Source organism: Pseudomonas sp. E141, assembly GCF_052659885.1.
The window spans coordinates 4,909,661-4,928,450 of the sequence record NZ_CP084024.1; the positions used below are offsets into that span (position 1 = coordinate 4,909,661).

The 18,790-nt window shown below is 59.6% G+C and carries 16 protein-coding genes; 8 read left to right on the forward strand and 8 right to left on the reverse strand.

The genetic code is table 11. The features are described from left to right. Positions 1–5 precede the first annotated feature (5 nt). The 3 genes from dnaJ to grpE all read right to left on the reverse strand — a co-directional run bounded on the left by dnaJ (position 6) and on the right by grpE (position 4,081). Positions 6–1,130, reverse strand: a complete 1,125-nt coding sequence (dnaJ, locus tag GKKCFE_RS21950) for a molecular chaperone DnaJ (protein WP_047229065.1) — start codon at positions 1,128–1,130, stop codon at positions 6–8. A 366-nt stretch (positions 1,131–1,496) separates the two neighbouring features. Continuing rightward, a complete protein-coding gene (gene dnaK / locus GKKCFE_RS21955) occupies positions 1,497–3,413 on the reverse strand; it encodes a molecular chaperone DnaK (RefSeq protein ID WP_047229066.1) in 1,917 nt (638 codons plus the stop codon). 101 nt (positions 3,414–3,514) lie between these two features. Continuing rightward, positions 3,515–4,081 (reverse strand): nucleotide exchange factor GrpE, encoded by a 567-nt coding sequence (gene grpE, locus GKKCFE_RS21960; RefSeq protein WP_445577079.1) that lies wholly within the window; start codon positions 4,079–4,081, stop codon positions 3,515–3,517. A gap of 241 nt (positions 4,082–4,322) precedes the next feature. Here grpE and recN point away from each other — a divergent pair, with 241 nt between their 5' ends. Next, on the forward strand, positions 4,323–5,996 hold the full coding sequence (recN, locus tag GKKCFE_RS21965) for a DNA repair protein RecN (protein ID WP_047229068.1): 1,674 nt from the start codon (positions 4,323–4,325) through the stop codon (positions 5,994–5,996). 55 nt (positions 5,997–6,051) lie between these two features. On the opposite strand, the gene fur is transcribed toward recN, so the two are convergent. Next, positions 6,052–6,462 carry a ferric iron uptake transcriptional regulator gene (gene fur, locus GKKCFE_RS21970; protein ID WP_076383526.1) on the reverse strand — a complete coding sequence of 137 codons (411 nt, stop codon included), beginning with the start codon at positions 6,460–6,462 and terminating at the stop codon, positions 6,052–6,054. Between the two features lie 97 nt (positions 6,463–6,559). On the opposite strand from fur, the gene GKKCFE_RS21975 reads away from it, so the two are divergent. Continuing rightward, the gene (locus tag GKKCFE_RS21975; RefSeq protein WP_047229070.1) at positions 6,560–7,087 is read left to right on the forward strand and encodes an outer membrane protein assembly factor BamE; all 528 of its coding nucleotides are present in this window, start codon (positions 6,560–6,562) and stop codon (positions 7,085–7,087) included. A 58-nt stretch (positions 7,088–7,145) separates the two neighbouring features. Here the strand turns inward: GKKCFE_RS21975 and GKKCFE_RS21980 are convergent, their stop codons facing one another. Genes GKKCFE_RS21980 through GKKCFE_RS21990 form a run of 3 tightly spaced genes read right to left on the reverse strand, consistent with a single transcriptional unit; the run spans position 7,146 to position 9,299 of the window. Further along, entirely contained in the window at positions 7,146–7,448 is a 303-nt protein-coding gene (locus GKKCFE_RS21980) for an RnfH family protein (protein WP_107321859.1), read from the reverse strand. Continuing rightward, positions 7,445–7,888 (reverse strand): type II toxin-antitoxin system RatA family toxin, encoded by a 444-nt coding sequence (locus GKKCFE_RS21985; RefSeq protein ID WP_047229072.1) that lies wholly within the window; start codon positions 7,886–7,888, stop codon positions 7,445–7,447. The genes GKKCFE_RS21980 and GKKCFE_RS21985 overlap by 4 nt, the downstream gene beginning before the upstream one ends. Before the next feature lie 7 nt (positions 7,889–7,895). Beyond that, complete coding sequence (locus GKKCFE_RS21990) at positions 7,896–9,299, reverse strand: sodium-dependent transporter (protein ID WP_047229088.1); 1,404 nt, start codon at positions 9,297–9,299, stop codon at positions 7,896–7,898. Positions 9,300–9,417: 118 nt separating this feature from the next. On the opposite strand from GKKCFE_RS21990, the gene smpB reads away from it, so the two are divergent. Next, positions 9,418–9,900: an SsrA-binding protein SmpB gene (gene smpB / locus GKKCFE_RS21995; RefSeq protein ID WP_047229073.1), complete on the forward strand. Its 483-nt coding sequence runs from the start codon at positions 9,418–9,420 to the stop codon at positions 9,898–9,900. Positions 9,901–10,054: 154 nt separating this feature from the next. Here the strand turns inward: smpB and GKKCFE_RS22000 are convergent, their stop codons facing one another. Then, positions 10,055–10,822, reverse strand: a complete 768-nt coding sequence (locus tag GKKCFE_RS22000) for an FCD domain-containing protein (protein ID WP_047229074.1) — start codon at positions 10,820–10,822, stop codon at positions 10,055–10,057. Positions 10,823–11,086: 264 nt separating this feature from the next. On the opposite strand from GKKCFE_RS22000, the gene GKKCFE_RS22005 reads away from it, so the two are divergent. The 5 genes from GKKCFE_RS22005 (at position 11,087) to GKKCFE_RS22025 (ending at position 18,743) form a co-directional block, all read left to right on the forward strand. Continuing rightward, entirely contained in the window at positions 11,087–12,781 is a 1,695-nt protein-coding gene (locus GKKCFE_RS22005; RefSeq protein ID WP_076383524.1) for a lactate permease LctP family transporter, read from the forward strand. Between the two features lie 151 nt (positions 12,782–12,932). After that, positions 12,933–13,757: a (Fe-S)-binding protein gene (locus GKKCFE_RS22010; protein WP_188251002.1), complete on the forward strand. Its 825-nt coding sequence runs from the start codon at positions 12,933–12,935 to the stop codon at positions 13,755–13,757. Then, positions 13,754–15,211, forward strand: a complete 1,458-nt coding sequence (locus GKKCFE_RS22015) for a LutB/LldF family L-lactate oxidation iron-sulfur protein (protein ID WP_047229077.1) — start codon at positions 13,754–13,756, stop codon at positions 15,209–15,211. Before GKKCFE_RS22010 ends, GKKCFE_RS22015 begins: the two co-directional genes overlap by 4 nt. Continuing rightward, the gene (locus tag GKKCFE_RS22020) at positions 15,208–15,879 is read left to right on the forward strand and encodes a LutC/YkgG family protein (RefSeq protein WP_076383522.1); all 672 of its coding nucleotides are present in this window, start codon (positions 15,208–15,210) and stop codon (positions 15,877–15,879) included. Before GKKCFE_RS22015 ends, GKKCFE_RS22020 begins: the two co-directional genes overlap by 4 nt. Then, positions 15,876–18,743 (forward strand): FAD-binding and (Fe-S)-binding domain-containing protein, encoded by a 2,868-nt coding sequence (locus tag GKKCFE_RS22025; protein WP_445577080.1) that lies wholly within the window; start codon positions 15,876–15,878, stop codon positions 18,741–18,743. The genes GKKCFE_RS22020 and GKKCFE_RS22025 overlap by 4 nt, the downstream gene beginning before the upstream one ends. The last annotated feature ends 47 nt before the right edge of the window (positions 18,744–18,790 follow it).

Genomic DNA, 18,790 nt, shown 5'->3' on the forward strand with positions numbered 1-18,790 from the left:
GCTCCTTACAGATCGCCGAAGAAGCGCTTCACGCCTTCGAACCAACCGGTAGTTTTCGGGGAATGGCTGTTATCGTCCGCCAGCGAGCTGCGGAACTCTTCCAGCAATTCGCGCTGACGCCGACTCAGATTGACCGGAGTCTCCACCGCAACACGGCACATCAGGTCACCCGCACCGCCGCCACGCACCGGTGCAACACCCTTGCCGCGAATCCGGAACTGCTTGCCGGTTTGCGTGCCCTCGGGAATTTTCAGCTTCACGCGACCATCGAGGGTCGGGATCTCAAGCTCACCGCCCAAGGCCGCATCGACGAAACTGATCGGCACTTCGCAGAACAAATGCTTGCCGTCGCGCTGGAAGATCGCGTGCTCACGCACATTGATGACCACGTACAGGTCGCCAGTCGGACCGCCCTGGGCACCCGCCTCGCCTTCACCAGACAAACGGATGCGGTCACCGGTATCGACACCGGCCGGCACTTTCACCGACAGCGTCTTGTACTCTTCGACGCGCCCTTCGCCGTGGCAGGAATCGCACGGATCGGAAATGATCTTGCCCTGGCCATGGCAACGCGGACAGGTCTGCTGCACAGAGAAGAAACCCTGTTGCATGCGCACCTGACCGATGCCGCCGCAAGTCGGACAGGTGACGGGCGAGGAGCCCTTCTTGGCGCCCGAACCGTCACACGGCTTGCAATTGACCAGCGTGGGAACGCGGATGTTGACGGTGGTACCGCGCACCGCCTCTTCCAGGTTCAACTCCAGCGTGTAGCGCAAATCGCTGCCACGCTGGGCGCCACCACGAGCACCACCGCGACCACCACCGAAGAAGTCGCTGAACACGTCGCCAAAAATATCGGAAAAGTTCTGCCCGCCAAAACCGGCACCGCCGCCGCCCATGCTCGGGTCGACACCGGCATGACCGTACTGGTCGTAAGCCGCACGCTTGCTGGAATCGGACAGTACTTCGTAAGCCTCGTTGGCTTCCTTGAACAACTCTTCCGACGCTTTGTCGTCGGGATTACGGTCCGGGTGGTGCTTCATTGCCAGACGACGGTAGGCCTTTTTCAGGTCCGCGTCGCTTGAACCACGCTCGACACCCAATACTTCGTAATAGTCACGCTTTGCCATTAGTCTTTGCACTCTTATAGGACGTCCGGCAAACCTCTCCTGAACCTTGCCAAACTCGTTGAGCCCCAATACAGGCCCGGACCCAACTCACGTCAATTCAACGATCCTGGTCTTGGGCCCTGTACGAAAAGTGGCTGAGCGACGATTCGTACAAACCCACATCTTTCAGCCAGGGAACCGGCCAAAACGCGGCGTCTCTCGCTCGGAAAGCAGGAGCATTCCCGATCACGCCGCCAGCATCCGAACGCTGTCGCATGCTGTAAAAATTCACTGACTCCAGACACGCCAACGCGGGAGCAAGCTCCCGCGCGGCGACATCCTACCAGTCACCGCACAAATGCAGTCAACCGGCCGACCAACAAGCGATTACTTGTGGTCTTTCACTTCTTCGAACTCGGCATCAACGACATCATCGGCTTTTTCGGCCGACTCGCCTTGCTGCGCTGCGCCTTCAGCCGGCTGAGCCTGCTCGGCGTACATCTTCTGAGCCACTGGAGCGGAGACCTTGGACAGTTCTTCGATCTTCGCCTCGATGGCCGCCTTGTCGTCACCTTTGACAGCCGCTTCAAGGGCAACCACAGCTGCCTCGATGGCGGTTTTCTCTTCAGCGGTCACTTTATCGCCAGCATCAGCGACCATCTTGCGAGTCGAGTGCACCAAGGCATCACCCTGGTTGCGGGCACTGGCCAGCTCTTCGAACTTGCGATCTTCTTCGGCGTTGACTTCAGCATCGCGAACCATCTGCTGAATTTCTTCCTCGGACAGACCGGAGTTGGCCTTGATCACGATCGACTGGGTCTTGCCGGTGGCCTTGTCTTTCGCACCAACGTGCAGGATGCCGTTGGCGTCGATGTCGAAGGTCACTTCGATTTGTGGCACGCCACGTGGAGCTGGCGGAATCTCGGCCAGGTCGAACTTGCCCAGGGACTTGTTCTGCGCGGCTTGCTTGCGCTCACCCTGCAGCACGTGAATGGTCACGGCGTTCTGGTTGTCATCGGCGGTCGAGAACACTTGGGATTTCTTGGTAGGAATCGTAGTGTTTTTCTCGATCAGCGCAGTCATCACGCCACCCATGGTTTCGATACCCAGGGTCAGCGGGCTGACGTCGAGCAGCAGAACGTCTTTCACGTCACCGGCCAGAACAGCACCCTGGATGGCGGCACCCATGGCAACGGCTTCGTCCGGGTTCACGTCTTTACGCGCTTCTTTACCGAAGAAATCGGTCACCAGTTTCTGAACCAGCGGCATACGGGTCTGGCCGCCGACCAGGATCACGTCGTTGATCGAGCCAACGTCGATACCGGCGTCCTTCATTGCAATGCGGCAAGGTTCGATGGTGCGCTGAACCAGGTCTTCCACCAGCGCTTCGAGCTTGGCGCGGGAGATTTTCACGTTCAGGTGCTTCGGCCCCGTGGCATCTGCAGTGATGTACGGCAGGTTCACGTCGGTCGACTGGCTCGAGGACAGCTCGATCTTGGCTTTTTCGGCAGCTTCTTTCAGACGCTGCATGGCCAGCGGGTCACCCTTGAGGTTCATGCCGCTTTCTTTCTTGAATTCGTCGACGAGGTAGTCGATCAGACGAATGTCGAAGTCCTCACCACCGAGGAAGGTGTCACCGTTGGTGGCCAGTACTTCGAACTGGTGCTCACCATCGACTTCAGCGATCTCGATCACGGAGACGTCGAAGGTACCGCCACCCAGGTCATAAACGATCACGGTGTGATCGCCCTTGGCCTTGTCCATACCGTAAGCCAGAGCGGCCGCGGTTGGTTCGTTGATGATGCGCTTGACGTCCAGGCCCGCGATGCGGCCGGCGTCTTTGGTCGCCTGACGCTGGCTGTCGTTGAAGTAGGCCGGAACAGTGATGACCGCTTCGGTCACCGCTTCGCCGAGATAGTCTTCGGCGGTTTTCTTCATTTTCTTCAGGATTTCCGCCGAGATCTGTGGCGGCGCCATTTTCTGGCCGTTCACTTCAACCCACGCGTCGCCATTGTCAGCCTTGGCGATTTTGTAAGGCACCATCTTGATGTCTTTCTGAACGACTTCTTCGTCGAACTTGCGACCGATCAGACGCTTCACCGCGTAGAGGGTGTTATGCGGATTGGTCACTGCCTGACGCTTGGCCGACTGGCCAACCAGAATTTCGCCATCGTTGGCGTACGCGATGATCGACGGCGTAGTACGCGCGCCTTCAGCGTTTTCAATTACTTTGGCCTTGCCGTTTTCCAGCACGGAGACGCACGAGTTGGTGGTCCCCAGGTCGATACCGATAATCTTGCCCATGTTAACTCTCCCGGAACTTGGATTTTGTTGCCGCAGCAGTGGTGGCTAACTGCGGTAGCACTTAAACGCTTGACTTCTAAATGGGGCCGCTGCGCTAAATTTCAAGCCTGCTCATCAATAGAAGGCGAAACCGGCGCCGGCGTCTTGCTGACCACAACCATGGCCGGGCGCAGCAAGCGACCGTTGAGCAGGTAGCCCTTCTGGAAAACCTTCAATACGCTGTTGGGCTCGACTTCCGCACTTTCCTGCATCGCCATGGCCTGATGGTGCTCGGCATTGAAGGGCTCGCCATGCGGATCAATGGCTTCAAGCTGATAGCGCTTGAGCGTGTCCTGGAACATCTTCAGGGTCAGCTCGATGCCTTCACGCATCGGACGAATGTTTTCGTCGTCCGGATTGGACAGCTCCAGGCCGCGCTCCAGACTGTCGATGATCGGCAACAGGTCGCCTGCGAACCGCTCCAGGGCGAATTTATGAGCTTTTTCAACATCTTGCTCGGCGCGACGGCGGACATTCTGCAGGTCGGCGGCTACACGCAGCGCCTGATCCTGCGCACCGGCCAGTTGCTCTTCGAGCACTTGTACACGTGCCGCCAGGTCGTCACCCGAATCCTGGGGAGCCTGATTGGCGTCTAGATTTTGCGTGTCCTGCGTCTGTTCGTCAGCCATAGATTTCTCCTTTCAACTTCGTCCGCGAGCTCAACTCGCGCTTCTGCCCCGGTATATGGGGCCGTGTTTTCCAGCTTCAAGGGCGGTCCGACGAATTAACCTTACAAAAAACCCCTGCATATTCATTCCTCCCGGCGCTAAGAAAGTCTTCCACCCAAGCAAATCGAGCTAAGCGAAGGCATTGTCAGGCCGAAACAAAACACTGTATAAATAACCAGACCTAAGCCTGGGAGCGGCCTTTATGCTGGTGCACCTGTCCGTACACAACTACGCCATCGTCGAACACCTCGACCTCGAACTCGATCGGGGCATGAGTGTGATCACCGGTGAAACCGGTGCCGGCAAATCGATCATGCTCGACGCCCTGGGCCTGACGCTGGGTGATCGCGCCGACAGCGGCGTGGTACGCCCCGGTGCGGACAAAGCCGACATCCTGGCCACCTTCGACCTGATCGACATCCCCGAGGCCAGCGCCTGGCTGGCGGAACGTGACCTGGATACCGACGGCCTGTGCATATTGCGCCGGGTCATCACCGCCGAAGGCCGCTCCCGGGGTTACATCAACGGTACGCCCTGCCCCCTCGGCGACCTCAAGGCCCTGGGCGAGCTGCTGATCGACATTCACAGCCAGCATGAACACCAGTCCCTGCTCAAGACCGAGACCCATCGCCGCCTGCTCGACGAATACGCCGGCGCCACCGATCTGGCCCGCCAGGTTCAACTGGCCGCCCAGCGATGGCGCCAGACCCGCCAGGAACTGGATCGCCTCTCCAACTCCGGCGACGAACAACGTGCCCGCCACCAGTTGCTGAGTTATCAGCTCGAAGAGCTGGAGAACCTGGCCCTGGGTGAAAACGAGCTGGCGGAACTGGAACAGGAACACAAGAACCTCACCAATGCCGAAACCCTGCTGGGCATTTGCCGGCAAGTGGTCGAGCAATGCAGTGAAAGCGACTCGGGGAACGTGCTCAATGCGCTGACCGCCAGCCTGAACCGGCTGTCCAGCGTCAACAATTCGGTAGGCGCCCTGAGCGAAGCGACCAATCTGCTCACGAGCGCACAGATCCAGGTCGAGGAGGCTGTCGGGGAACTGAACCGGTTTCTGGATCATTTCGACGCCGACCCGGCGCGCCTGCAATATCTGGAAGAACGCCTGGACACTATCTATACGCTGGCGCGCAAGCATCGCGTCCAGCCAACCGATGTCGCCGAACTGCAGCAGCGCCTGCTTGAAGAGCTGGAAACCCTGAACGCCAACGACGAATCCATTGAGCGCCTGGGAGACGAGCTGGCGTCCTATGCTCGTCATTATCAGGAAAAAGCCAGGGAGCTCAGTGAGCTGCGTCAGCAGGCCGCGACCGGGCTGGCCAGTGCCGTTGAGCAGGAAATCCAGCGCCTGGGCATGCCCGGCGGGCGCTTCACCATCGAGCTGCACCCCAACGCGGGGGACGAGCTTCAGCCCAACGGGCTGGAGCAGGTGGAGTTGCTGGTCAGCGCCAACCCTGGCCAACCGCTCAAGGCCCTGGCCAAAGTCGCCTCCGGCGGCGAGTTGTCACGAATCAGCCTGGCCATCCAGGTTATCACGGCACAGACCTCGCGTGTGCCGACGCTGGTATTCGACGAAGTGGACGTGGGCATTGGCGGCCCTACGGCGGAAATTGTCGGCCAGTTGCTGCGTCGACTCGGGGAGCGCGGCCAAGTGCTGACAGTGACTCACCTGCCCCAGGTCGCAGCCCAAGGACACCAGCATTTATTTGTGCACAAGGTGCGTGACGAGGACGCCACTCGCACCGCCGTGTCCAAGCTGAACAAGAACGAGCGCGTGGAAGAAGTGGCACGGATGCTGGGCGGCATCGACCTCACCAAGGAGTCCCTGGCTCACGCGAAAAAAATGGTCGTCGCGGCAAAAATCTGAACAGCCCAAACGCAAAAAGGCGACCCTGGGGTCGCCTTTTTGCGTTTCAACAGCTTTAAACCGGCTTTCTCTTGCGCACATGCAAGACGAGATGGTGATCGATCAACTCGAAGCCATGCTCTTCAGCAATTTCCTTTTGGCGCTTTTCGATTGCCGGACAAGTGAATTCGACGACCTCACGGGTTTCCACGTCCACCATGTGGTCGTGATGTTCCCCATCGGCCAATTCAAAGACCGCATGACCGCCATCGAAATTGTGACGAGCCACCAGCCCCGCCGCCTCGAACTGAGTCAGGACACGGTAAACCGTGGCCAGACCGACGTCCTCGCCAGCTTCCATAAGCGCCTTGTAGACATCCTCGGCACTCATGTGGCGTTGCTCGGCGGAATCGAGCATCTGCAGAATTTTGACCCGTGGCAGGGTCACTTTGAGGCCGGCTTTGCGTAGTTCGCTATTTTCAACCATGGTCAGCTTTCTCGCGATGCTGCTTCGCAGCTTCTCTTAATGCGGGTATGATCGGCGTTTACGTTGTCCCAGCCAAGATAGTGGAAGTCGCCCACCGATGCAAAACACCAAGCTCTTGCTAACCAGTTTCACCTTTGTGGGACTGCTCGCACTCGCCGGTTGTTCATTCCCCGGGGTTTACAAAATCGACATCCAGCAGGGCAATGTCGTCACGCAGGACATGATAGACCAGTTACGCCCGGGAATGACCCGTCGGCAAGTACGGTTTATCATGGGTAACCCTCTGCTGACCGACACGTTCCATGCCGATCGCTGGGATTATTTGTACAGCCTGCAACCAGGTGGTGGTGAACGCCAACAGGAACGCATCAGCGTTATCTTCAACGCCAATGACCAACTTGTCAGCCTGTCGGGCGATTTCATGCCCGGCGTGAGCCGCGACGAGGCCATTATGGGCCAGGACAGCGGCACTACGGTGACCGACCCAACCCAGAATGCCGAGCAGCCGAAACCGGAAAAACCGGTCAAGCCAGGCTCGTTGCTCGATCAGATCCAGAAGGACGTGGACAACGTCGAGACCGTACCGGTCCCGACGCCAGAACCACTGGATACTTCGCCGCAATAAATTGCTCAATAAAAAACCCGGCTTACCGGGTTTTTTATTGCCTGCAATTCAGAGCTGACTATTGATCAGCTTGTCGCGCCTGGGCGGCCTTGGCGGCACGCAGCCGCCGAATCTCTTTTGGATCTGCCAATAACGGTCGATAAATTTCAAGTCGATCAGCCGCCCGCACCACCTGGCGATCCGGATCGGCAACCACCTTGCCAAAAATCCCCACAGGGCAAGTGGCCAGATCCAGTTGCGGAAACTCAGCAGCAATGCCGGACGCCTCTAACGCCGCCCGAACACTCGTGCCTTCCGGCACGGAAAATACGCGCAAGACCTGACGATCGACGCCGGCATACACCACTTCCAGCTCAATCACCGGGCTAGCTCGGCGTTTTGCTTGGCGCGCTGGCAGAACGCGTCGACCAGGGTATTGGCCGCCTGATTGAACAACGGCCCCAGCGTGGCTCGCACCAACGGACCTGCATAGTCGAACGACAGATCCAGGCTGATCTTGCAGGCCTTCTCTCCCAGCGCCTTGAACACCCAGACGCCGTGGAGCTGATTGAAAGGCCCCTCTTCCAGGTTCATTTCAATGGACTGTCCAGGCACCAGGGTGTTGCGCGTGACAAAGTGCTGGCTCAATCCGCCCTTGGCGACATTGAGCCTGGCGCGCATATGGGCTTCAGAGCTTTCGAGCACTTCGGCGGACGAGCACCAAGGCAAAAATTGCGGGTAACTTGCCACATCGTTGACCAGGTCGTACAACGCCTGCGCCGGATAGGGCAGCAAGGCCGAGCGTTGAATATGTGTCGTCATGTAAGCGTCACTTCCACAGCTGGGCGGCAAACACTACAAGAATGCCGATGGGCGCTACATAGCGCATCAAGAACAGGCTCAAGGTAAACAGTACAGGGCTGCGCAACGACAATTCGTCACGCACCGCCTCACGCCCCATGACCCATCCTGCAAACACCACGAAACACAAACCACCCAGCGGCAGCATGATCCGTGATGTGAAGAAATCAATCACGCCGAAGAAATCCAGCCCTCCGGTTGCTCCCCACTGGTAGAGATGGAACATCCCGCCTTCGTTCACGAAAAACTTCGCTTGCTTCCATATATTGAAGGAAAACACCGTCCCCAGGCCAACGAACCAACAGGTAAAGGCCAGCCAGAACGTCACCCAGGCGCGACTGAGCCGGGTTCGCTCCACCAGATAAGCGACCATGGGTTCCAGCAGGGAAATGGCCGAACTCCAGGCAGCAATGGCCACCAGGAGAAAAAATACCACCCCCATGAATTGACCAAATGCCATGTTGCCGAAGGCGAATGGCAGGCTGACGAACATCAGCCCCGGCCCTTCGCTGGGGTTCAGGCCGGCGGCGAAAACAATCGGAAACAACGCCAGCCCGGCCAGCAACGATACAAAGGTATCCAGCAGCGCGACACCTACAACGGTCTTGGTCAGCGAGGCGCTCTTGGGCATGTAGGCGCCATAGATCATGATCGAGCCCACCCCCACGCTCAGGGAGAAAAACGCATGCCCCATGGCCGGCAGCAGGCCATCCATGACTTTCTCCGGCTGGAAATCGAACATGAAGTGAACGCCCTCCATGAAGTGCCCGGTGGTCATGCTGTAGCCCAGCAATACCAGGATCATCACGAACAGCAGCGGCATCATGATTCGCAGGCTGCGCTCAAGCCCCGCAACCACCCCGCGGGCAATCACCACCGCAGAAAGCAGCATGAAAATCGTATGCCAAAGTGTGAGCCGCCAGGGATCGGAGATCACATCGCCGAAGTAGGCGCCGACCTGATCGGGTGTCACCCCCTGAAAGTCCCCACGCCCCATATCGATGATGTAGTCCAGCGACCAGCCGCCGACCACACTGTAGAAAGACAGGATCAGCAGCGCCGTGATCATTCCGGCAAACGCGCCCCACGACCACTTGGCCGAGTGCCCGGCCTCCACTGCCAGTACCTTCAGGGCATTGGCCGGGCTTTGCCGGGCGCGACGACCGATGAGGGTTTCGGCCAGCATCACCGGCGCGCCGATGAGCGCGATGCACGCCAGAAACATCAATACAAAGGCACCGCCACCATAGACGCCGACCATGTAGGGAAATTTCCAGATACTGCCCAGCCCCACGGCCGAACCGGTTGCGGCGAATATGAAGACCCAGCGGCTAGCCCAACTGCCGTGGACAGAAACCTTGTCTGTCGACATCGTGATCACGCCCAAGCGTTCGAAAAAGAGGCCGCATTGTCCGGGATTCATTCAACCTGCTCAAGCACGTAGCTTCACCGTAGCCGACACGCCCGCAACTGCCTATAATGCCGCCCCTATGGCTAAACAGAAGAAACACCCCACAGGGACCATCGCGCAAAATAAAAAAGCGCGACACGACTACTTCATCGAACAACGTTTCGAGGCTGGCATGGTCCTGGCCGGCTGGGAAGTAAAGAGCTTACGTGCAGGCAAGGCGCAACTGGTCGACAGTTATGTGCTGCTCAAGGACGGCGAGGCCTGGCTGCTGGGCAGCCATATCACGCCCCTGACCACCGCCAGCACCCACGTGATCGCCGATCCGACACGCTCGCGCAAGCTGCTGCTCAACAAGCGCGAGCTGGAAAAGCTCTTCGCGTCCGTGCAGCAAAAAGGCTATGCCTGCGTCTGCACGTCGTTGTACTGGAGCAAGCATTTGATCAAATGCGAAATTGCACTGGGCAAAGGCAAGAAGGAATACGACAAGCGTGATACCGAGCGCGAACGCGATGCCGGTCGCGAGCTGCAACGCGCGGTGCGTAACAAGGGCAAGGAAGACTGATTCTTTCGCCTGGGTTATGCGTTCGCTGAAGATCCAATGTGGGAGCGAGCCTGCTCGCGCTGACGGAGGCACATGCAACCTTGATGTGTCAGACAGACCGCTTTCGCGAGCAGGCTCGCTCCCACAGGGGTCCAATCACTATAGAACCCACTGACTACATCCCCTTGCGCCGCTCTGCCCGCGCCACCCGCTGCACTTCCTGACGCACCTCTTCCAACACCTCCTGCACATACAGAATATGCCGGCTGGAGACTTCCCGCGCCTGCTCGGCGTGCCCACCCATAATGGCCTGGTACAACTCCCGATGCTGACTGATCAGCATGTCTCGGGTTTCGCTGCGCTGTTTGTACATGCCGCCAATGTTGGTGACGACGTTGCGCCTGAGCAGATCGAACAGACCCCGAATCGTATGCAGCAACACTGCATTGTGACTGGCTTCGGCGATGGCCAGGTGAAACCGCGCATCCGCCGCGCCCTCCTCAGCCCGACTCACATTTTCATGGCGTGAATAGCAATCCTGAAGCTCCTCGAACGCCGCCGTCAGCCGCTCGCGGTCCACGTCCGTGGCCCGCTGTGCCGCGTAGTAAGCGCAGGAAGCTTCCAGCGTATGGCGAAACTCCAGCAAATCACGTTGCGCCTCAGGATTGCTTTCCAACAACTGCAACAGGGGATCACTGAAGGTTGAGCCCAGCGACTCCACCACATAGTTGCCACCGCCCTGGCGGCTGACCAGCAAACCCTTGGCCGCCAGTTTCTGAATCGCTTCGCGCAACGAAGGGCGTGACACACCGAACTGCTCGGCCAAGGCACGCTCGGCGGGCAGGCGTTCGCCGGACTTCAGCGTGCCTTCAAGGATCATTCCTTCAAGCCGCTCGACAATATCGTCAGACAAACGGCGCTGACGAATCTGATCAAACCCCATAACTCGACTCTCCACGATCCCGACGGCTCGCCGGGCTCTCTATTCTCGCCTATCCGCGCCCCGCCGACACCCTCCACAAGCCACTTCGACCCACAAGATCAGATGCCATCGGCCGCACTCATTCGACGAAAGTTTCAGAGCGGCAAATTGACATGCGACAACCAAGGCTTTTACCCTAGCCGACAGCGCTTGTAAATTGGTCTTACCAATTATCCAAAATCGCTGACCAGTGCCTGACCAACAACAATTAGGGGCCCACCCACTATGCAAACCTGGCAACAGCTCTACAGCCCGCTCGGCAGCCTCGGCTTGTCCGCACTTGCGGCCGTCATCCCCATCGTATTTTTCTTCCTGGCCCTGGCGGTGTTTCGCCTCAAGGGGCATGTGGCCGGCAGCATCACCCTGGCCTTGGCGATTGCCGTGGCAATCTTCGCGTTTCAAATGCCGGCGGACATGGCGTTCGCTGCTGCCGGTTATGGTTTTGCCTATGGCCTGTGGCCTATCGCCTGGATCATCGTCGCGGCGGTGTTTCTGTACAAACTGACCGTCAAGAGCGGCCAGTTCGAAGTGATCCGCAGCTCGGTGCTGTCGATCACCGATGACCAGCGCCTTCAGGTGCTGTTGATCGGCTTTTGCTTCGGGGCATTTCTGGAAGGTGCCGCCGGCTTCGGCGCGCCGGTAGCGATTACCGCGGCGCTGCTGGTCGGCCTGGGCTTCAATCCCCTGTACGCCGCCGGCCTGTGCTTGATCGCCAACACCGCCCCCGTGGCCTTCGGCGCCCTGGGCATTCCGATTATCGTGGCCGGCCAGGTCACCGGGATCGACGCGTTCAAGATCGGCGCCATGACGGGTCGTCAATTGCCATTGCTGTCGCTGTTTGTACCGTTCTGGCTGGTGTTCATGATGGATGGCCTGCGCGGCGTTCGGGAAACCTGGCCGGCGGCGCTGGTGGCAGGCTTGAGCTTCGCCATCACCCAATACTTCACCTCCAACTTCATCGGCCCGGAACTGCCAGACATCACATCTGCCCTGGCCAGCCTGGTTTCCCTGACTCTGTTTCTGAAAATCTGGCAGCCAAAACGCACCGCAGGTGCCCAGATTGCCGGCGCCACCTCCAGCGCAGCCATTACCGCCAGCGTCGGCGGTTTCGGCCAGCCACGCAGCACCGTGGCTTCCCCTTACAGCCTGGGAGAAATCCTCAAGGCCTGGTCACCGTTCCTGATCCTCACCGTGCTGGTGACGATCTGGACGCTCAAACCGTTCAAGGCGATGTTCGCTCCGGGCGGATCGATGTACGGCTGGGTGTTCAATTTCGCCATCCCGCACCTGGATCAGATGGTGATCAAGGTCGCGCCGATCGTGACCAATCCAACAGCCATCCCGGCGATCTTCAAACTTGATCCGATTTCCGCCACCGGCACGGCGATTTTCTTTTCCGCATTGATCTCGATGCTGGTGCTGAAGATCAACCTCAGAACTGGTCTTACCACTTTAAAAGAAACCTTCTACGAGCTGCGTTGGCCTATCCTGTCCATTGGCATGGTGTTGGCGTTCGCCTTCGTCACCAACTTCTCGGGCATGTCGTCCACCATGGCCCTGGTATTGGCCGGCACGGGCGCGGCGTTTCCGTTCTTCTCGCCCTTCCTGGGGTGGCTGGGAGTATTCCTGACCGGTTCCGACACCTCGTCCAACGCGCTGTTCGGCTCACTGCAAGCCACCACCGCGCACCAGATCGGCGTCAACGACACATTACTGGTTGCAGCCAATACCAGTGGCGGCGTGACCGGCAAGATGATTTCGCCACAGTCCATTGCCGTGGCCTGCGCCGCGACCGGCCTGGTGGGCAAGGAATCGGATCTGTTCCGTTTCACCCTGAAACACAGCCTATTCTTTGCAACGATCGTAGGCTTGATCACCTTGGCCCAGGCCTACTGGTTCACCGGCATGCTGGTGCACTAAGTACGACAGCTAACACCGAAAAAGAACGACGCCGAACCACGATTCGGCGTCTGCTATTGATAACCGGGTCTGCAAGGCTGTTGAAAGATTCCTTATCTATATTCAGCAGCCTCAGCGGACGGATAACCGGGACCACCCGGAGACACGCCTGATGAGCGAGCTTTTTTACAACGCCGTGCCGAATGCGACCCGTGTCGCCCCGCCATTGCCCGAGCCTCGGCAGTACCCCAGCAACAAGCCCGAACGGGTTTACCTGTTCGGAACCTGCGTGGTGGACCTGTTCTATCCCGAAGCCGGGATGGATGCGATTCATCTTCTGGAGCGCGAAGGGATACGGGTGGACTACCCGCAAGGGCAGACCTGTTGCGGGCAACCGGCGTACACCTCCGGTTACACCGAGCAGGCCCGGACGGTAGCGCGGGCGCAATTGGCGTTGTTTGCCGGAGATTATCCGGTGGTGGTGCCGTCGGGCTCCTGTGCCGGCATGCTGCGCGAGCATTATGCCGACCTGTTCAAGGACGAGCCCGATACGCTCAAACAGGTCCAGGCCCTGGCGGCCAGGACCTATGAATTGGCCGAGTTCCTGCTGTTTGTCTGCAAAGTGCAGTTGAACGACAGGGGCGAACCGGTGAAGGTCGCGCTGCACACCTCCTGCTCGGCACGACGGGAAATGAACACCCACCTGCATGGCCGCGCCTTGCTGGCGCAGCTGGACAACGTGGAGCGAGTCGAACACAGCCATGAAAGTGAATGCTGTGGGTTTGGTGGGACGTTCAGCGTTCGCATGCCGGATATTTCCGGCGCGATGGTGGCCGACAAGACCCGCGCGCTGAAGGAGTCCGGCGCGCACCAGGTCGTCAGTGCCGACTGCGGTTGCCTGATGAATATCAATGGCGCCCTGGAGAAACAGCAGCAAGCGTTACGCGGACAGCACCTGGCGAGCTTCCTCTGGCAGCGCACCGGGGGTGTCGTATGAGCACACCGACGCTGATTCCAACCGTTGAGGTGCAGGAAGATTTTCGCGCCCGGGCCCACAAGGCGCTGGACGACACGCAACTGCGAAACAACTTTCGCACAGCGATGGATTCACTGATGACCAAGCGGGCAGCGTCCTTCAGCGATGCCCACGAAAGAGAACATCTGCGAGTGCTGGGCAATGCCGTCCGCGCTCGTGCGTTATCGAAGTTGCCCGACCTGCTCGAGCAGCTTGAAACCAACCTGACCCGCAACGGTGTGAAAGTACACTGGGCGGAAACGGTGGACGAAGCCAATGGCATCGTCCTCTCGATCATCCGCGCTCACGAGGCGCGGCAAGTGATCAAGGGCAAATCGATGGTCAGCGAAGAGATGGAGATGAACCATTTCCTCGAGGGTCGGGACATTGAATGTCTCGAGTCCGACATGGGGGAATACATCGTCCAGCTCGACCACGAGAAGCCTTCACACATCATTATGCCGGCGATCCACAAGAACGCCGGTCAGGTCGCGTCCTTGTTCCACGACAAACTTGGCGTGGAGTACACCAAGGACGTTGACCAACTCATTCAGATCGGTCGCAAGGTCTTGCGGCAGAAATTCTTCGAGGCTGACATCGGCGTATCCGGCGTCAACTTCGCCGTGGCCGAAACCGGCACGTTGCTGCTGGTGGAAAACGAAGGCAACGGGCGGATGTCCACCACCGTGCCACCGGTTCACATTGCCGTGACCGGCATCGAAAAAGTCGTGGAGAACCTGCGGGACGTGGTGCCGCTGCTCTCGCTGCTGACCCGCTCGGCCCTCGGCCAGCCGATCACCACCTACGTCAACATGATCTCCGGCCCACGCAAAGCCGACGAACTGGACGGCCCGCAGCAAGTGCACCTGGTCCTGCTGGACAACGGACGCAGCCAGGCATTTGCCGACAGCGAACTGCGCCAGACCCTGAACTGCATTCGGTGCGGCGCCTGCATGAATCATTGCCCGGTCTACACCCGAATCGGTGGTCATGCCTACGGCGAGGTTTACCCGGGGCCTATCGGAAAAATCATCACGCCGCACATGGTGGGCCTGGCCAAAGTGCCGGACCACCCAAGCGCCTCTTCACTGTGCGGTGCCTGCGGCGAAGTGTGCCCGGTGAAGATTCCAATTCCGGCGCTGTTGCGGCGCCTGCGCGAAGAAAACGTCAAGGCACCGGACAGTCCGAACCCGGTGATGCGTGGCCAGGGCAGCAAGTATTCGCCCAAGGAGCGCTTCATCTGGAACGCCTGGGCCCGACTCAACAGTTCGCCGCGCCTGTATCGGCTGTTCGCTTTCCTCGCCACGCGCCTGCGCGCCCTGACGCCCGACAACGTCGGCCCATGGACGCAGAACCACAGCGCCCCCAAACCCGCCGCCCGCTCATTGCATGACCTGGCCCGCGAACACCTGAACCAGCAGGGAGACCGTCGATGAGCGCCAAGGACAATATCCTCGCCAAGCTGCGTAAAAGTCTGACCGGCACCACACCAGTGGCCGACAACTTCGATGTCGACCTGGTGACGAAAACCTATCGCTACGCCCCTGAGGAGCGCATCGCTCAACTGCGCAAACTGATGGAAGCGGTGCACACCGAGATCCATCTGACGTCTGGCGAAGGTTGGCCGGCGCTGCTGGCGCAGTTGCTGCGCGACCGTCAATTGCCCAGCCTGCTCATCGCCCCGACGACACCTCACGGGCAAAAAATCACACAGTTCTGGGCGAACAATCCCGAGCTGCCAACGCTCAAGGCCTACGACCGGCCTGTCGAGCAATGGAAAGCCGAACTGTTCAACGACACCCCCGCCAGCCTGACCGGGACCCTGGGTGCCATCGCGGCAACCGGCAGCCTGATTCTCTGGCCGACGCGGGAAGAACCGCGGCTGATGAGCCTGGTTCCGCCGGTGCATTTTGCTTTGCTCAAGGCCAGCGAAATCCGCGACAACTTCTATGAAGTGCAACAGGAGTTCGCCTGGGCCCAAGGCATGCCCACCAACGCCCTGCTGGTCTCGGGCCCCTCCAAGACGGCCGACATCGAACAGGTGCTGGCCTATGGCGCCCATGGTCCGAAGGATCTGGTGGTTCTGATTCTGGAGGACCAATGACGCTTCCGGCCCCTTTCCTGCGCGACGTACAGCAGCTGATCCCGCAAAAGCGCCGTTTCGACGACCCGCTGTCGACCTTGACCTTCGGCACCGACGCCAGTTTCTATCGGCTGATTCCGAAACTGGTGGTACGCGTCGAATCCGAAGATGAAGTGGTAGCACTGCTGCAACTGGCCCAACGCGACCAGGTGCCGGTCACCTTCCGCGCCGCCGGCACCAGCCTGTCCGGGCAAGCCATCAGCGACTCGGTACTGATCGTGCTGGGGGATAACTGGAACGCTCGCGAGATTCGCCAAGAAGGCATGCAGATCCGCTTGCAGCCCGGCGTGATCGGCGCCCAGGCCAATGCCTGGCTGGCACCGTTCGGCCGCAAGATCGGCCCCGATCCGGCATCGATCAACGCCTGCAAGATCGGCGGCATCGTCGCCAACAATGCCAGCGGCATGTGCTGTGGCACCGCGCAAAACACCTATCACACCCTCGCTGGCATCCGCCTGGTACTGGCCGATGGCACCCGTCTGGACACTGAAGATGAAACCAGCGTGGCGGCTTTTCGTACAAGCCATGGCGAACTGCTGGAACGTCTGGCAACCCTTGGCCGCGAGACCCGCGCCAACACCGAACTGGCGGCTCGAGTTCGCCACAAATACCGTCTGAAAAATACCACCGGCCTGTCTCTCAATGCCTTGGTGGATTACGACGAGCCTGTGGATATCTTGAGCCACCTGTTGGTGGGTTCCGAAGGTACGCTCGGCTTCATCAGCGCGGTGACCTACAACACCGTCATCGATCACCCGAACAAAGCCTCGGCGCTGATCGTCTTCCCGGACGTGGAAACCTGCTGCAACGCGGTCACGGTGTTGAAAAGCCAGCCGGTATCGGCGGTGGAGTTGCTGGACCGGCGCAGCTTGCGTTCGGTGCAGGACAAACCGGGCATGCCGGATTTCGTACAGCATCTGTCGACAAATGCCTGCGCCCTGCTGATTGAATCCCGCGCGGCTTCGTCATCTTTGCTGCAAGAGCAACTGGCCCGGATCATGGCATCGCTGGCCGGTTTCCCTGTGGAAAAACAGGTCGACTTCACCGAAGACCCGCGAGAAAACGCGCGACTCTGGGCCATCCGCAAAGACACTTTCCCTGCGGTGGGCGCGGTACGCAAAACCGGGACCACGGTGATCATCGAAGACGTGACCTTCCCGGTCGAGCAACTGGCCCTTGGCGTGAACCGCCTGATCGAGCTGTTCGACAAACATCACTACGACGAGGCGATTCTTTTCGGACACGCCCTGGAAGGCAATCTGCATTTCGTCTTCACCCAAGGCTTCAACAACGCCGAAGAAGTTGCGCGCTATCAAGCATTCATGGATGACGTGGCGCAGTTGGTGGCGGTGGAGTTCGGCGGTTCGTTGAAGGCCGAACACGGCACCGGCCGCAACATGGCGCCATTCGTCGAACTGGAGTGGGGCAGCGACGCCTACCAGTTGATGTGGCAACTCAAACGCCTGCTCGACCCTAACGGCATCCTCAACCCGGACGTGGTGCTCAGCGAAGATCCACAAATTCACCTCAAGCACCTCAAGCCGCTGCCGGCGGCCGATGAGATAGTGGACAAGTGCATCGAGTGCGGCTTCTGCGAGCCGGTCTGCCCGTCCAAAGACCTGACCCTGAGCCCGCGCCAGCGCATCGTGATCTGGCGGGACATCCAGGCGAAAAAGCGCGCAGGCATCGACACTTCAGCGCTGGAAACGGCCTACCAATACCACGGCATCGACACCTGCGCCGCCACCGGCTTATGCGCACAACGTTGCCCGGTCGGCATCAACACCGGCGAGCTGGTGAAAAAACTCCGTAGCCGCAGCGCAACACGTACGAAAACCGCCGATTGGCTGGCAAGCAATTTCGCCATCGCCCTGCAAGGCGCACGCTTTACCCTGCACGTCGCCAACGGTGCCCGAATGCTGCTGGGCGCGCCGCGACTGGCCCGCCTGTCAGCCGGCCTGACCCGGCTGTCGAAGGGTCAGGTTCCCCAGTGGGACAACGCCATGCCGCAGCCGGAAAAAGCCATCCGCTTCAGCCCGGCCGTCTGCGACGAACGCCCGCGCGTGGTCTATTTGGCCGCGTGTGTGTCGCGCGCCATGGCGCCGGCGGCGGGTGACAAAGAACAGATGTCGCTGTACGAAAAAACCCAACGACTGCTGGAAAAAGCCGGTTATCAGGTGGTCTTTCCAGACAACGTGGACAGCCTGTGCTGCGGCCAGCCTTTCGCATCCAAAGGCTACGCGGAACAGGCCGAGCACAAGCGCCAGGAGTTGATCGGCGCCCTGCTCCACGCCAGCCGCGGCGGGATCGACCCGATCTACTGCGACACCAGCCCTTGCACGCTGCGCCTGGTCCAGGACCTGGGAAATGTTCGACTGGACCTGTACGACCCGGTGCGTTTCATTCGTACGCACTTAATGGACCGTCTCGAATTCACCCCGCAGGATGCACCGATTGCTGTACACGTCACGTGCAGTACGCAACACTTGGGCGAGAGCCAAGCACTGATCGACCTGGCGCGCAAATGCAGCAAGCAAGTCGTGATCCCCGAAGGCATCCACTGCTGTGGTTTTGCCGGAGACAAAGGCTTCACCACACCGGAGCTCAACGCCCACTCACTACGAACCCTCAAGGACGCGGTGCAGTATTGCAGCGAAGGCGTCTCCACCAGCCGCACCTGCGAGATCGGTCTGACGCGCCATGGCGAAATCGACTACCACGGCCTGGTGTATCTGGTGGATCGCGTCACCCGGCCCAAATCCGCCGACGCTGAGGGGCTCCCCATCGCACCCGAAGAAAAATCGAATTCCTGCGTTTCGCTGTAGTCACTTGAATAGGCCCGACGCCGTCGGGCCCTTTATTGACTCGGGCC